This window comes from Chryseolinea serpens, from assembly GCF_900129725.1.
GTDB classification, from domain to species: domain Bacteria; phylum Bacteroidota; class Bacteroidia; order Cytophagales; family Cyclobacteriaceae; genus Chryseolinea; species Chryseolinea serpens.
Genome location: NZ_FQWQ01000002.1, coordinates 280,364 through 296,099, shown reverse-complemented (window position 1 = coordinate 296,099; position 15,736 = coordinate 280,364). Strand labels below are relative to the sequence as shown.

Here is a 15,736-nt window from a genome sequence, read left to right as displayed (position 1 = left end):
ATGTACCTCCATGTCTTCAAAAACCAGTATCGGGATCATGATTTCACTTTGATCTTGGATGTCATAAAGGAATACTTCCCAGTGGGCAAGCCAAGAAGACTTACCTCGAAGACCGTAGCATCATCCCCTGGTTTTAAAAAGGTGAGTAAGCTTGTCAATTCCGAATACCTTGATGAAAACGCGTATCGCGACAAATGGGAAAAGTTGACTTCTCATCTTGAAGGGGTGTTTAAGAAACCCGTTGGTGGCCATCCGGATTTAATGGGGGGAGGGAGCGGGGGCTTCTCTGGATCCGTACTCATAGAGGAAGATAATCAGCCCGACTTCATCAGGCAAAAGCGTCTTCAATTTTATATCAGCATCATTGGACCCTTTTTTTCAATACAGGGCATAGATAGCTCAATAGCACGCCTGCCCATGGAATCCAGGCTACTATGAGGCGACTCACGCGGTCGCCATCTCACCGGAATTTGAATATCAGGATACCTTTAATACGCTCGAGGATGAACTCAGGACCTATTTTCCCGGATACCGGTTTGTGCCTTATGAGATCGGCATGTCGACGATAAAAAATATTTCAGTCACTGATGAACTCCGCGATCTGCGGAGCATGGACACCATCTATGAGGCGATCTTCGGGCAAGCAGCAGTCCACGAATGCTTAACGAGAGGCGACAGGTGGTATGGAATGGATGATTGGTTCAAACCTCTCAGTACAAAAGAGCAAGTATTGATTGATTTGATCTCTCAACATATGATCGATAGCCCGTCCGACATCACCGTTCACAAAGTTTGGAAATTTCAGGAATCGAAACGGCTGGAGACTTTTAAGGTATCCGGTAACTTGACGTTTGGGATGGACCTGTTTGATGTGATCGATTTAACCGATAAGTCAAAGGTTATTATGGTATCACAAAAAAGCGGAACTCCTGGCAGCGCAAAATACAAGATCAAGAATAATGTGATAGAATTTACTCCATATTTTTCCTTTCGAATTGTGGACCTCTCAAAAGAGACGTTAACGTTGCATTGGATCCTTAATATTGAAAACAAGAACGTATCCGTAAAAGGTGAGGTGTTGGAGATGAAGTTTGTTGAGATGAAGTGAAAGGTTGGAGCTCTCAACCTAGGTGCAAATTGAAATGCATTGAACCTCCCCACCTTCGCTAAAGCTTCGGCGGGCGAGCAGGCGAAGTAACGCAAAAAAACGTAGTAGGGGTGTGACGTAGCGGGAAGGGCTTCCTTTGATTGATGATTTATTTTGTCATCAACCAAAGGAAAACAGAGATGGTAGTATTCAAGCGCCAGTGATCTGAAGTCTTGTTATTCACTTCTCAACGTATGAACCGGATTTTCCTGCGCTGCTTTTAAGATGGTCGAGCTGGTCGTGGATATTCCTATGACAAAGATGGTGAGAGCGCAGAGGGTTACCGGGATCCAGCCTACAGATATGTGGTAGGCGTAGAACTGTGTCAGCAGCATGTCGGTGAAGTAGTAGCCACCCACGGAGCCGGCAATGGCCGCCAGTGCAAGGATGATCACGAACTCGCGGTTCAGCAGGCCGAGGATGTTGCCGATCGAAGCGCCCAGTGCTTTCCGGATGCCGATCTCTTTGGTGCGCTTGGCGAGGTTCAGCGATGCCAGCGCAAAAATGCCGGAGGCGGAGAGCAGGGCGCCGAGAACGGTAATGAAAAAGAATATCTTTTGCATGTTGGTATTGGATTGCCGCGCACCCTCCATGACGAGGTCTCCCTGAAAGGAGCTTTCAAAAGGACGGGCCGGGAAGACCTCTTTCCAGGTTTTCTCGAGGTAGGCCTTTATTTCCGGAAGGTCCTGTGGTTCACCTTTGATCTGCATCGCGACGTATTGATTCTTGCCGGCAGGATAAAACACAAAGGGCTCTGCTTTTTTGGACCGGTAGAAATTATCGATATGATTATCGACCACACCCAGAATTACGCAGCGGTCTTCGTGAAGACGGATGATCTTGTTGATCGGATCCTTTAATCCTGTTTGCTCGACAAAGGCGCGGTTCACGACGACGCCCTCCTGGTCGGATGCGTTGTCCAGATCAAACAAGCGTCCCTCGGAAATATGCAGGCCCATGGTCTCTAAAAAATTCTTTCCTACGCCCAGCGCCTGGATATCAAATTGGCTGGTGTCGATTCGTATGGGCGTCGTATAGCTATTCCGTCCCAGGTTGCCGTCGCTTACGCCTATGCTCTGGATCTTCGGGTTTCGTTCCAATGCCGCCTTTATGGTTTCATAGTCGCGCTCGCCCTGAATGGTCAGCGTAACGATCTTATCTTTATCATAACCGAACTGGATCCCTTCCTGGAATTTGCTGTTCAAAACAAATACGACGCCCGCGATCAGCACGATCACAGAAAGTGCAAACTGTGCGGCCACGAGCACGCGGCTCAGCAGACTGGTGCCACTGATTTTAACGCCTCCTTTTAGTAAAGCTACCGGCTTGAATTTGCTGCTGAACAGCGCCGGGTAAATTCCGGCGATCATGGAAGCCAGGAAGATCATGACGATGATCGCGACGAAGAAGTTCAACCCGTCAAGGTCGGCAAGGCCGTAGGGGAGATTCCACATTTCAGTAAATGCCGGAACAATGAACTGTGCCATCATCAGGCCGATGAGAATGGCCATGGTAATGGTGATGACCGTTTCCATAAGGAATTGTGTAACGATCTGCTGCCGTGCTGCACCCACCACCTTGCGGACGCCAATTTCTTTCAGACGTTTACCGGTCATGGCGATCGACGTGTTGGTTAGGTTGAAGCAGGCAATCAGCAGAATTATTGCGGCCATGGATGTAAAGATCAACAGCGCTTTTGGATCGATCCTGGAGTTGACCCAACCGTAGCGAATGTCGTCATCGTTAAATGTATTCTTAAAGGGCTCCAACGTGTAGGCGTCCACTACCACATCGGTACGCAGCTTGTTCCGTTCGGGGATGTAGCGGCTGAATTGTTTGCCGAGCGAGGCGGCGTTCTGTGGCGATTCCAGCTGCAGGAATGTGGTGGGGTTTCTCCAATCCTTCCAATCGTCGATCGCGATCTGGTGGATGTCCATAAAATTTTCGATGCGCATCAGCACATCAAAATAGAACGTGTTGTTTAAAGGAAAGCGCTTCAGTACGCCGCCTACCAACACCTCGATCTCCTTGTCGTTCACGAAGTTCATGACCATGAGTTTCCCGATGGGATCTTCGTCCCCAAAATATTTCTTCGCGATGTTTTCGCTGATGAAAATACTGTTCTTGGCTTTGAAGGAACGATGGCTTCCGGCGGCCAGTGGAAAATCGAACAAGTCAAAGAAAGTGCTGTCGGTGAATGCAATGCCTTCGTTAAAGGTTTTATCGCCATAACGCATAGCGCCACCGTCGCGAAGGAAGCGTGCATATTGTTTGATGCCGGCGATCTCTTCGATGGCGATCGGCGCCATCACGATCGGCGCCTGTGCATCGCGCACGTGCCGTCCGTCTTTCTCGGTCGACTCGGTGACCATGAGAAAAACAGAACTCACTTTGCGATCGTCGTGAAAGTTGTTGAACTCGATGTTATAGGCCAGCAACAGGTAGGCCGTGATGCAACAGGCCAGCGAGATCCCCAGCCCCAGGGTATTGATCGCTACATAGCTTTTATTCCGGTGCAAGGTCCGGAAGGCAACGCGTAGATAATTCCTGAACATAAGCGATGGTCGTTTTTTGGTGTCGTTATACAATATACGACCCAATTTGTAAGTATCATAATATCAATGACTTACTTGTGTGTTGAAGCCGTGGCGTTGTATCGAAACCGGAGAGCGTTTGGGCGAAATCGCACGCTAAGTTTTCAAGATCCAAAGTCGGAGAACAAGACGGCCCCAAGGGTGTTGTAAAATTGAAGTGCCCTGTGCCCGCCATGCTGTTGAGAGGAGCAGGTGGGAAAGCAAAGATCTAGCGAGCGTAAAAAACGTATTTAAAGTAATCTGAATATGAGCGCAAATGTTCGATACATCGTGGCCAACGTAGACGATGCCATTGCCTTCTACAGCCGGACGCTGGGATTTAACGTCGACATGCATCCAGCCCCCGGGTTTGCCGCCCTTTCAAAAGGCGATCTGAAATTATACCTCAATCAGCCCGGGGCCGGTGGTGCCGGGCAGACCATGCCCGACGGGGCCGTGCCGTCGCCGGGTGGCTGGAACCGGATCCAACTTCAGGTGGATGATCTCGAACGCATGGTGGCAAAACTGAAGCGGGAGAATGCCAGTTTTCGAAATGACATTGTGCAAGGTCAGGGAGGTAAACAAATTTTGCTTCAGGATCCGTCGGGAAATCTTATTGAATTATTTGAACCGGCGCGATGAAGTATTGAATGTTCCTTGGGAACATTGCTTTTTGAGAAGCAACGCCTGGAAATCTTATGTCTTACTCAAAGCCTTTTCAAAATTGAAAAACCGTCGAAACTAAACAACAGGGATCCGTCTTTCTTCACGCCTTTAATCGCGTTATTATTTATGGCAGCCACGCCTTGCTTCACCTTGCCCATAAAGCCTGGATCGATGCGCGCTTCATTGTGCGCGGGACAGATGTGCTGAAATTCTTCGCGCAGGTCGTACAGATAGTCTATGGAACGCGTAAACCCGGACCAGTCTGATTCGTCCAGGTGCAACCATAGTGGACCGGGGTACAATAGATCGCCAACGAACAGGATGTTGTACAAATCATCGGATAGCGAGATGGCCCCCGGAGTTTCACCCGGTGTGCTATGTACCGTTAGAACCCTGCCGCCCAAGTCGATCATTTCTTTGTGTTGCAGATACTTGGTGATGCGTACGCCAGGTAAGAAAAATGTGGAGAGATCAACGGCTGCCGGAAGATTGACATAAGCCCCGTCTGTCATGTAGGTCATGCATTCGCTGTGCCTATAACCTCTTTCAATTCTATCATTTTCGAATTGATCTTTAAAACTCCAGATCTCTTCGAATTGATGATTCCCGCCGATGTGATCGAAATGCGAATGACTGTTGACCACCACGATGGGCACCTGCGTAAGGGCCGTCACTTCGGCATGGATGTCACCAATACCCATTCCGGTATCAAAGAGTACTGCCCTTGTTGTGCCGATGATCAGGTATGAAATAACTTCTTCGTAGTGATTTGGTTCGGCCAGGGCATAGGTCATCGGATTGAGTTTGTAGATCTCAAACCAGCCGGACTTACTTTCTATCCGTTCGAGTTTGAGATTGCCTGGGTGAGGTACGACCTGGTATGGTGTTGCGTTGCTTTCCATAATTACAATGAAAGATAATGTTTAGGAGCGACAATGTCATGTTAACGAATTGTTTAACGGTCATGTTAGACAAAAGGATACTGAGGACCTTTGAAGTTGTGCTGAATATGCAACATTGAATTTCTGTGCTTTTGCTGTTTTATGGATATTGCAAAGTCATTGCAGTGTCGCGCAGCAATTTAGTGTCGGGAAAACGCCCTATATCCCCTAATTATGACTATGCTAAATACGACCATTCGAAAATTCACGATCTTCATTCTGCTCATCTTAAGCATGGCGATTTCAATACCTGCAATGTGTCAACCAAATCTCGGATCGATTCTTTTCACGCAGAAAACGTTCCGGGATGATTTGATGTTTTTTGGTTTGTTCCGCGATTTGAGAGGTACCGTTTTTTTGAAAGAGGATTCGTTGGTATTTGTGGTTTCTAAAAAGGAAAACAAGCGATTTGGTTTCGCCGTTCACTATAGCCAGATCAAGTCTGTGAGATGAACCCACTGGACATTGTTTCCAAATCGTATTTGCTTTCGCACGAAAGAGGGCTGGTCCTATAGTTTGCGGACCTACAAACGGAAGCGGATGATCGAGGTCACAAAGGAGAGGATGAAATTGTTTGCGTTGTGATAGGGGCGAGAAAGGGACGGTCGTGCGATCCGCTGTCGCGGAACACCAACCCCTCGGTCAAAAAAAGCCCTGCATTTTATTTGCAGGGCTTTAAATCAAAAGAGAGTTATCAAATCATTTGACGATCACAATCGACCTCGACTGACTCAGCGTCCCCCGCTCGACACGGAGCCAATACAGACCACTGGTCATGTCATCCACATCGAGGGTGAGAGTGTTTGCACCTTCCTGAAGGCCCGAGAAGATCTGCGACTTCACCACCCTGCCGGTGGGGTTCATCAGACTTAATTTTGCTTCGGAGGTATTTCCCGTGGCCACCTCGACGAATAGCTGCCGCGTTGCCGGATTGGGATAGGTAGAGAGACTGAGCTTGTCATTCCCTTGTGTTTCAGCAACGGGTGCCGAAGCCAAGGCGCTCATGGCAGCGGAAGCACTTTGAATGACCAGGTTGTCGACGTTTGGACCACTGCTTCCAATGGCCGTTGTCCGGATGGTGTTCGTGCCTGCATTCAGGTTAGTTGTGATGGTGACAGTTGACCATGTTGCCCACGCCCCAGTGGGCGGGAAAGCCAGCGAGGCGTTTACGACCGTTCCGTTCACGCTCACCGAAAGGGGTCGTGCTCCACTGACCAATGCATAGCGGAACGTCAGCGTGTAGCTGCCCGCAGCAGCAATGGAAGCTGACCATTGGACATAGTCACCCGTGGCGTTCACATAATCCGCAAAGCCCGTACCCGTGTAACCCGCATGAATGTTCGAGACGACAGGGCCGGACAGCGTTGCGTTCTCCGCTTCCAGGGTTTGGATGCCCGGTGCCGTGCCGGCGCGATAGAAGGCACTCGCGGGGATGAGTTGCTTCGCGATGCCCGGTCCCGCATAACTTGCCGTCAGCGTAGCACCCCCAAGGTGTTCAAAAAATGTAATCGTGACGGCGTGCTTGCCACTCCGCAAACCAATCGCTCCGCTGGCTTCCACGGTCGAATGCAAACCATCGTTGTTGACCACCGTGGTGGTCCCAATCTGCAACCGGCTGCCATCGTCGGAGCTGGTGTAGAAGGTATAAGTGCCATCGGTGGGCACATTGATATAACCCGTGAATTGGAATGCATAGTCATCCTCGCGATTGCGCGGACCCAGGTCGACGTTGGTGACGTTGCCCGACTCGACGGGCGTGATTGCGCTAAAGTTTGGCAGCGCTGTGAACACACCTTCGTAATAGGCATAGTTCAAACCATTCACAGTATTTGCAGGGTTCTCCGGGGTGCGGAGTGTGGATAGTCGATACACCGCGGTGTAGGTAACATCGTTAACGGGTGTGGAGATCGTTTGTGTTGCTGCGCCGCCATGCAGCCAGTGGTCAAACGCATACGTCTGCCCCGCCAGGGTCTGTGGCGAAACGACACCGATCGTGCGCTGAATGCCTTCCACGCTCAGGTCAGATAACGGCGTTGTGACCGGCTGCCCATCGAGGGTTACTTGCAGACCAGCGGGTTGTGTTGCCAGGGTGATCGTCGATTTCTGCGGAAGGATGTCGCGGTAGATCGTGTCTCGAAGTCCGCCTGCGTCTGTGACGATTAGGATCAGCCGATACCAAACATTGTCGGCAACTTCGCCACTCGTGGGGATAGTAAAGGATCCCGATTTAACCCCATCGGCAACGGGTGGTCCGTCGTGACGATGCGTATCGTGGTGGAAATCCACGAGCCATGTGAATGCGCTGGCGGGCAGCGTGCCATCTTCCGTGTCGGTGGCATTGCCCGAGAAGTTGATCGTGTCGCCACCGCGATATAACGTGCCCGCTGTCGGCGTGATGATCTGTGCCACGGGTGGGTTGTTGAAAGCGGTAACCGTCAACGTCGCTGCCGTGCTGGTGACACTGCCCGATGCATTCGAGACGATGACACGATAAGCACCCGCGTCGGCAGGTTGCGCGCTGGCGATGGTGTAGGATGCTCCCGTTGCGCCGGATATCGACACGTTGGTCTTTTGCCATTGATAGGCGAGGGGTGCTGTTCCGGTGGCCGTCACGGAGAAGGTTGCCGGTTGTCCGGCCGCTACGGTTTGATTGGAAGGCTGAGTTACGATAGCAGGTGTTGTGTTCACTGTATAAATGACCTTGAACAAAGCGCCGGTGCTGCGTTCGAGGTAATATAAGTTGCCGTCGTTCCCTACGTCGATGCTGAGCGCATCACCACCGAGGCCCGTGGCAAAGGGGAGGCGCGAAGCAGGAGTGGTAGTGAGATCCAGCATGTTGATCCACCGGTTGCAAAGATCCTGGAAGAAATAGCGTCCGCGGTAGGCGGCTGGATAATTGGATGATGCAGGATTGAAAAACACACCGCCGGTGATCGCACAGCCGGCGCCGTCTCCCGAACCATGCGGGTAGGAGAAGATAGGATTTGTGAACGCGGGATTCGTGCTCGTGCCTTCGGCCGTGGGCCAGCCAAAGTTCAAGCCGCCCGCAGTGGCGTCGTCGATCTCTTCCCAGGTGTTTTGGCCCACGTCGTTAATAAAGATCCGTCCGGTTCCCGGCTGAATGCTGAAGGTGTAAGGGTTCCGCAAGCCATAGGCCCACACCCGTCGGCGCTGCTCGGATCCGGTGGTGAAAGGATTTCCGGCGGGGACAGATCCGTCGGGATTGATCCTCAAGATCTTTCCCAGATACGTATCGAGATTCTGCGCGTTGGCCCCATTGGCATTCTCGCCAACGGCAACGTAGAGCAACCCGTTTTTAAAATGCATCGCGCCACCGTTGTGGTTGGTGGCGGTGCTCAGCGGGTCAAGATTCAACAAGACCACTTCGCTGCCCGGCACCACCACATCGCCATTGCCCGTAAAGCGGCTGATGCGGTTTCGCGAGCCATCCGGCAAGGTGTAGTAGAGATAGACAAACTGGTTGGTAGCAAAGTTCGGGTCCAGGGCGATGCCGATCAGACCGCGTTCGCCGCTGGAGTTCACGCTGATCTGAATAAAGGGCGTAGCCAACAGCGCGCCGTTCTTGATCACCCGCAGTGCGCCGTTTTGCTGCGCGACAAAAATTCTTCCATCCGGCGCGAAGGCCATGACCGTGGGGTTACTGATGCCGCTGGCGACCTGTACCCGGCTAAAGCCTGTGGGAAATACCTGAGAAATCGCCGGGAGACTGAGCAGCCCGGCAATAAACAGCAACATGCATCTTTTGCATCCTGCCGATACAGCAACATAGAAACATCTCATTGAAATGGGGGTAAAGTGTTAAAACCATTACGTTTTATATTTTTAGAAAAAGGGAAAATGCACAGAAGATCGCCTTTTCCGCCCCCGACCTATAAGAACATAGTTTACAAATGAATGTTTAACGCATCCGGCAAATAGATTTGATGGGTGATCTAACGGGTTGTTTGACTGCTACATAAAATTATTTTGTCTCCGGCCATCACTCCGGAAAGGCATACGCCTCGGCCACCCACTCATATCCCTCGCCTTGTTTACGCACATGCCCGATGCCGGGCCAGGGGAGGTGATAGCCAAATGTTTTCTGGCGCCCCTGGGTTAGGTTGGCCAATATTTTCTTTCGGGTTGCCATGGCCAGTTCAAAATTCGTGTCACCATTAAAACCCCATTCGGGATGCTGGAACGAGAGCACATCGGAGTGCAGCAGATCGGCCACGTGAACGAGTTCTTCCGAACCGGAGTAGACGTGCACCAGGGTATGTCCCGGCGTGTGCCCTGGCGCCAGTTCCATGCGCAGACAGCCCAACAGTTCTGCGCCGTGCTCGAATAGGTGAACTTTTTCCTGTAGTGTTTTGAAGATGGTTTGTGTGGAGGCCGTGAAGGCGGCGAGCAGTTTTTTGTCCTGGAATTTTGATTTGGAAAAATCCTGCTGTGGCGCCATCCAGAACTCGTGCTCCAGTCGCGCAATGTGCACCTGCGCATGGGGAAATACAGGCGTGCCTTCTTTTGTGAGCAACCCGCCAACGTGGTCGGGGTGGGCATGCGAGATCACAATGTGTGTGATGGTTTCGGGTGAGATGCCGGCGTCGGCCATGGAGGCCAACATCCATCCGGATGCGGGGCCGAAATTGCCGCCGGTGCCGGTGTCCACCAGGATCAGGTCATTTTCTTTTTTGATGATCAGGAGGTTCATGCTCAGGTCTACCGCTTCGGTGGAACGGAAGTGTTTTTGTAGCAGTGCTTTTTCAGCCTGTTCGCTTCCATTGGGGAAAGTCGGTTGCACGGGGCTTAGCGCAATATGACCATCGGTCAGCACCATCAACTCCAACGCACCAACCTTGAATGGGTGAAAGGGACGTTTTAGCGTTTTGATGGTCGCGGCTTCTGCCCGCAATATTTTGAAGGGAACTGCGGCGATGCCGGCGATCAGCGCAAGGCGTTTGAGAAGGGTTCTTCTTTTCATCAGGTATGTATTTGTTGCCAAATACTGGCCTGGCGTAATTAAAATCAAGTAGGCACATTATAGTGACCTACGCACCAAAAGGATACTAATATGATAATCAGCTAAAAAGAAATATTGGAAATGAAAAAAATCAGGCGGCTGTTATTTATACCACACGGATCAAAGGCCCGCCATCCGAAGTTTTGAGATAACCGAATGGCTTGCATAGGTGAGCCGGCAACTTATTTTCTTGCAGGAGCTTTTCAAAATCTTCTACGCGCTCTTCAGCCACCGCCACGAGTAAACCGCCGCTAGTCTGCGGATCGGCCAGGATGTAGCGTTGCGCATCGGTGAGTACACCGATCTTCTGCCCATAGCTGTTCCAGTTTCGTTGTGTGCCACCCGGAAAACATTTTTGATCGAGATAGTGCGGCAACGACGCAATGACCGGTACCTTCTCGTATTCGATCACAGCCGACAAGCCACTGCCTTCACACATTTCGGTTAAATGTCCCAGTAAACCAAAACCGGTTACATCGGTCATCGCTTTCACATACTCCAGCGTGCCGAATAGTTCGCCAAGCTTGTTCAGCGTGGTCATGCTTTGCAGGGCGATGGCTGCATCGTCGGCGAGGAGTAGTCCCCTTTTTTGAGCGGTGGAAAGTATGCCCACGCCGAGCGCCTTGGTGAGGTACAACCGACACCCTGTTGTTGCCGTGGAGTTCTGTTTCACCTGGACCGTATTGACCAGCCCGTTCACGGCCAGACCAAACACGGGTTCAGGGCAATCGATGCTGTGACCACCGGCGAGCGTGATGCCCGCTTCTGCGCAAACCGCTCGTGCGCCTTCCAACACGCGCTGTGCGATCTCCGGCGGCAATTTGTCGATCGGCCAACCCAGAATGGCAATGGCCAGCACAGGTTTGCCACCCATGGCATACACGTCGCTGATGGCATTCGCCGAAGCGATCCGGCCAAAGTCATAGGGATCATCGACGATGGGCATAAAGAAATCGGTCGTGGAAATCAGTGCGGTGCCATTGCCCAGATCCAAAACGGCCGCATCGTCGCGCTTGTCGTTTCCTACCAGGAGGCGGGTGTCGACCGGGGCGGTGATGTTGCTGTGCAATATTTTGTCCAGTATCGCGGGGCTGATCTTGCAGCCGCAGCCGGCGCCGTGCGAATACTGGGTGAGTTTGAATTCCGTCGTCTCTGTCATTTCTTTGGATGATTTAGTGGGCCTGGGGTATGGCCTGAATGGCATTTAAAATTTCCCTGGCGTTCCGGTGATGATCGGTATTTTCAAGATCCACCGGGAGGATGTGGCTGGGGTCCCGCCGGATGAGGCTGGAACGGTAGGACTTGTCATAATAGGTCATCACCACCTGGATGAAGTCGGCCATGCGATCTTCTTCGATGGCGAGCATCGCGTTTTTGGCCCGATCGTGTCCCAGGCGTTTCCGGATGCGCGCCGTACATTCCAGCAGGAAATTTTTATCCAGCGAACCATACTCCTGGATCAGCGCCTCCATGCGTTGTTCTGCAGGAACTTTTATATCGATCAAAAAGGAAGTCACCATCTGATTCCAAAACGGCCGGGGCACCATACATTTCCCAATGGACGAACTTTCATCTTCCACCCAGATCTTGCGTTGTTTATCGTGCTTGCTTAATTCGGCCGCCAGGTTGTTTTCAAATTGCTCCTGCGTCGGCTGCACAAATTTGTTCATGCTGCCATACGCAGAGCCCTGGTGTTGTGCGAGATCTTCCAGATCGATTACCTGCTGACCCAACGCCCGGAGTTCATGGAGGATCCTGGTCTTGCCCGACCCGGTCATGCCGCCCAATAGGAATAGTGGATACGTTGCTTCGAATTGATCGAGGACCCATCGTCGGTAGTGCTTGTAACCCCCCTGCAACAGGAGCACTTCAAACCCATACAGATCCAGAGCCCACGCCATGGCTCCGCTGCGCATGCCCCCACGCCAGCAGTGCAGGGCAATCTTTTTGTGTGGCGCTATTTCCATTGCTTGCCTGATAAACCCGGACCACTTGGGGCCGGTGAGATCAAACCCCAGCAGGATCGCCGCTTCTTTTCCAACTTGCTTGTAGGTAGTCCCCACTAAAACCCGTTCCTCATTGCTGAACAAGGGCAGGTTGCACGCCCCGGGAACATGGCCATGTGCGAACTCTGCGGGAGTGCGCACGTCGGCTAAAGGGAGGGGTTCCTTTAGGCCCATAAGGTCGCTGATCGTGATGGGATGGATCATCTTACTGTCGTCCCGTAAAGGTGAATGGCCAACCCGTAAATATATAACATACCGGCCGCTCTTCCGAGAAGGAAGGCCTGGCCTGATACCCGGTGCCGGATAGGGGAATGGCTCCATGGGTTGAGCATTTTGCCGGGTGTGTTGAAGGAACAGAAAGAGCGGTGGAAATCTGCTAACTTAGCGACGATGTCATTTATGCCCGTCTCCGAAAAAATGCGATTGATGGGGTTGCACTACCTGGTGTGGGCCTCCATCCTGATCATTAGCTTTTTTTCCATGTTGCAGGCCGATGGAGCCACACGATCAGCGCTATCGGCGTGTAGCAGTTGTGGTTTTTATGCCCTCATCGTCTATGGAAATATCTCCTTCCTGTATCCCCGTTTTTATCAGGAGAAAAAATTCGTTCCGTATTTATTGGGCGCCGTAGCCTTGCTGATCCTCGCGGGGCTTGGCCGCGGTTACTTATCCCTGTATATACGCAATGCATCTTTCGCCGCTGCGCCCCACTGGCTTGATCCCTGGACCCATGTCACCTTTTTGCTTTCGGTGACCACGGTCTTTATTCTCAGTTTTATATTCCGGCTGGCGATGGCCTATTTTGAGTTAAAGCAACAGTCAGAAAAGATATTATTGCAACGAAGCCAGTTCGAGTTGAGGCTACTGAAGGCGCAGGTGCAACCACACTTTCTGTTCAACACGCTCAACGCGATTTATTATGAAGCGTATATGGAAGCCCCGCAAACCGCACTCCTCATCGAAAGGCTTTCAGACATCATGCGCTATTTTATAGATCAGAGTACAAAAGAATATGTTCTGTTAACAACCGAGATCCAATTCCTTGATAATTACATTGCCCTTGAAAAAATGCGGATCAAGCCGGAGCCGGAGATCATCTTTCACCGCAGTGTTGACGATCAGCGAAAAATTCCCCCGATGCTGCTGATGACCTTCGTGGAAAATATCTTTAAGCACGGCATAGATAAAATTTCAGGAAATAACAAGATCTTGCTATCGCTATATGAAAAAGATCAGCATCTTGTTTTTCAAACCAGGAACCTCCTGAACAAGCATGCCGATCCGCGGCAGGGACATGGGCTTGGGCTAAACAACCTGCGCCAACGACTGATGATCCTCTATGGAAAGGATTTTGACATGCAGGCCACGGAAGACAATCAATATTTTACCGCCAGTTTAAAATTTCCACTGACATGATGTTGCGTTGTATGATCGTCGATGATGAACCCAAAGCGGTCGACTTGTTGGAAGTACTGATCCGGCAGGCGACCGGCTGGCAGTTGGTTGCAAAATGTTACAACGGCCTGGAGGCGATCTCCTTTTTAAAGCATAACGAGGTTGACCTGGTGTTCATGGATATTAACATGCCCGTGATCAACGGCATCGAACTGGCGGCGTTGCTATCGCCGGAGAAAGGCATTGTGTTCACGACAGCGCATAGCGAATATGCCGCGGAGAGTTATTCGTATCATACGATTGACTATTTGCTCAAGCCCATCACGCTGAAACGTTTCCTGGCAACCGTGCAGAAGGTAGAGCACTTCACCACACACCGGGTGATCCAGAAGGAAGAAAATGGAATGGCAGCCGATGCGTATTTTTTTGTGAAATCAGGCAAAGAGCATCGAAAGATCTTTTTGAACGATATCCTTTTTTTTGAGGGCCAGAAGGAATACGTACGCGTAACCACCACCACTTTCGATATCCTTACGTACAGGCGTCTCAAAGACATTGAGGCCCAGTTGCCAACGCACTTTACAAGGGTTCATCAATCCTTTATCGTGAACATACGCCACATGACCAAAATACAGGACAATCACATACACATCGGTGAAAAAAGGATCCCGATCGGAGAGAAATTCCGGGACAGCCTGATGGAACTCGTCCGCAAGCGAACTTTTTAAAAGGGCATTTCCCGAGTGTGTTGAGACGAAATGCACGTTGGTTGAATATACCTTGACCGTTAAAACGGAATTTGCAGATTTGTTGCGAACTCAACTCATCTTTAAAATCCGGTTTTTATGAAACGAACATTCCAAAAGGGCTTTCTCTGCATCGTGATCGTAATGATTACTGTACCTGCTTTCGCCCAATCGAACCCGCTTATTGGCTCGTGGCGTTTGATCGCTGCAGACAAGATCCTGGCGGATGGCACCCGGGTGACCGACTATGGACAAGACCCTCATGGCATTGCCATCTTCACCCCAACCGGTCACTATGTGGTGGAGATCTTCCGGAATCAACGTAAGAAATTTGCATCGGACGATCGCACCAAGGGTACACCGGAAGAATACAAGGAGGCCATCTTAAGCAGTAGTTGTCATTTCGGCACCTATGCCTTAGATAGTGTTAGAAACACCATCTCCTTTTATATTGACCGCGCGTCCATTCCGAATTTGGATCAGACTTTGCAAGTCCGTTCTTTCATGCTAAAGGGGGATACGCTGAGCTGGCGGGTGCCGCCCCGTCCCGACGGATCCGTCCCTGTATCGGTATTCAAGCGGATACAATAATTCCATTGACATTGTAGATGCCTATTCTGACGTCCGATCCCGGTCAGGCTCGTATAAAACTCGTCATGATCAGCGTGGTGATCACGACACCGGTGATCATGATCACCGCAGCGTGGCGCCCCGCCAGGCGATAAGAAGCATCCGATCCGATCTTAGGCTGCGTGAGCGACAGGATCTTTTGCCGGTGCACACAGGCTACGTGAATAAAAACACAAAGCACCGACAGCGAGTAGTATGGAATAAAAAACTGATCTGCCGGCGAGTTCTTCACGCCCCAGGCGGCGAAGTGAAAATCGGTCTCCGTATTCCAGACGAAACGCCCAAGCATCACGGCGCGGATGTGGTAGAAAAGAAAGAATGAAAGGTAGAGACCGCTGAGCACTTGCAGGATATCGAACGCGTTTTTTTGGAATTGCTTTTTCCAGACCAGTACCGGTCCACTGATCACCTGCACAAGAGCGCTTGAAAGTAGAAGGATTTCCACGGGTGGAAACCTGTACACCATGCGAAACATCTTCATCACGCGGATGTGTGCATCGGCGCCCCACCAAGCGCTCAGGTGGTTGATGACATGAAAAAAGAAAAAGGTTGCCAGCAACAGGCCTGAAACCCGGTGTAGTTTCTTTAAGCGTTCAGCATTCATGGACTTAA

At 51.0% G+C, this 15,736-nt stretch carries 13 protein-coding genes; 6 read left to right on the top strand and 7 right to left on the bottom strand.

The window, feature by feature from the left end; genetic code table 11:
* Both BUB30_RS15175 and BUB30_RS15170 read left to right on the top strand, forming a co-directional pair.
* Entirely contained in the window at window positions 1-438 is a 438-nt protein-coding gene (locus BUB30_RS15175) for a hypothetical protein (protein WP_073135597.1), read from the top strand.
* 172 nt (window positions 439-610) lie between these two features.
* Window positions 611-1,108, top strand: coding sequence for a hypothetical protein (locus BUB30_RS15170; RefSeq protein ID WP_143164940.1), 498 nt, complete (start codon window positions 611-613; stop codon window positions 1,106-1,108).
* A 215-nt stretch (window positions 1,109-1,323) separates the two neighbouring features.
* On the opposite strand, the gene BUB30_RS15165 is transcribed toward BUB30_RS15170, so the two are convergent.
* Window positions 1,324-3,702, bottom strand: coding sequence for an ABC transporter permease (locus BUB30_RS15165; RefSeq protein ID WP_073135593.1), 2,379 nt, complete (start codon window positions 3,700-3,702; stop codon window positions 1,324-1,326).
* A 285-nt stretch (window positions 3,703-3,987) separates the two neighbouring features.
* Here BUB30_RS15165 and BUB30_RS15160 point away from each other — a divergent pair, with 285 nt between their 5' ends.
* Window positions 3,988-4,362, top strand: a complete 375-nt coding sequence (locus BUB30_RS15160) for a VOC family protein (RefSeq protein WP_073135591.1) — start codon at window positions 3,988-3,990, stop codon at window positions 4,360-4,362.
* 65 nt (window positions 4,363-4,427) lie between these two features.
* Here BUB30_RS15160 and BUB30_RS15155 read toward each other — a convergent pair whose 3' ends face one another.
* The 5 genes from BUB30_RS15155 to mnmH all read right to left on the bottom strand — a co-directional run bounded on the left by BUB30_RS15155 (window position 4,428) and on the right by mnmH (window position 12,557).
* Entirely contained in the window at window positions 4,428-5,288 is an 861-nt protein-coding gene (locus BUB30_RS15155) for an MBL fold metallo-hydrolase (protein ID WP_073135589.1), read from the bottom strand.
* 738 nt (window positions 5,289-6,026) lie between these two features.
* Window positions 6,027-9,083 carry a PQQ-dependent sugar dehydrogenase gene (locus tag BUB30_RS15145; protein ID WP_073135585.1) on the bottom strand — a complete coding sequence of 1,019 codons (3,057 nt, stop codon included), beginning with the start codon at window positions 9,081-9,083 and terminating at the stop codon, window positions 6,027-6,029.
* A gap of 244 nt (window positions 9,084-9,327) precedes the next feature.
* Window positions 9,328-10,308, bottom strand: coding sequence for an MBL fold metallo-hydrolase (locus tag BUB30_RS15140; protein ID WP_073135584.1), 981 nt, complete (start codon window positions 10,306-10,308; stop codon window positions 9,328-9,330).
* 145 nt (window positions 10,309-10,453) lie between these two features.
* A complete protein-coding gene (selD, locus tag BUB30_RS15135; protein ID WP_073135582.1) occupies window positions 10,454-11,506 on the bottom strand; it encodes a selenide, water dikinase SelD in 1,053 nt (350 codons plus the stop codon).
* Between the two features lie 13 nt (window positions 11,507-11,519).
* Window positions 11,520-12,557 (bottom strand): tRNA 2-selenouridine(34) synthase MnmH, encoded by a 1,038-nt coding sequence (gene mnmH, locus BUB30_RS15130; protein ID WP_073135581.1) that lies wholly within the window; start codon window positions 12,555-12,557, stop codon window positions 11,520-11,522.
* 186 nt (window positions 12,558-12,743) lie between these two features.
* On the opposite strand from mnmH, the gene BUB30_RS15125 reads away from it, so the two are divergent.
* From BUB30_RS15125 to BUB30_RS15115, 3 genes are all read left to right on the top strand, one after another.
* Window positions 12,744-13,769: a sensor histidine kinase gene (locus BUB30_RS15125; RefSeq protein ID WP_084138143.1), complete on the top strand. Its 1,026-nt coding sequence runs from the start codon at window positions 12,744-12,746 to the stop codon at window positions 13,767-13,769.
* Window positions 13,766-14,476, top strand: coding sequence for a LytR/AlgR family response regulator transcription factor (locus tag BUB30_RS15120; RefSeq protein ID WP_073135578.1), 711 nt, complete (start codon window positions 13,766-13,768; stop codon window positions 14,474-14,476). Before BUB30_RS15125 ends, BUB30_RS15120 begins: the two co-directional genes overlap by 4 nt.
* Before the next feature lie 117 nt (window positions 14,477-14,593).
* Window positions 14,594-15,085, top strand: a complete 492-nt coding sequence (locus BUB30_RS15115; protein ID WP_073135576.1) for a lipocalin-like domain-containing protein — start codon at window positions 14,594-14,596, stop codon at window positions 15,083-15,085.
* 43 nt (window positions 15,086-15,128) lie between these two features.
* On the opposite strand, the gene BUB30_RS15110 is transcribed toward BUB30_RS15115, so the two are convergent.
* Complete coding sequence (locus BUB30_RS15110; protein ID WP_073135575.1) at window positions 15,129-15,728, bottom strand: hypothetical protein; 600 nt, start codon at window positions 15,726-15,728, stop codon at window positions 15,129-15,131.
* Window positions 15,729-15,736 lie beyond the last annotated feature (8 nt).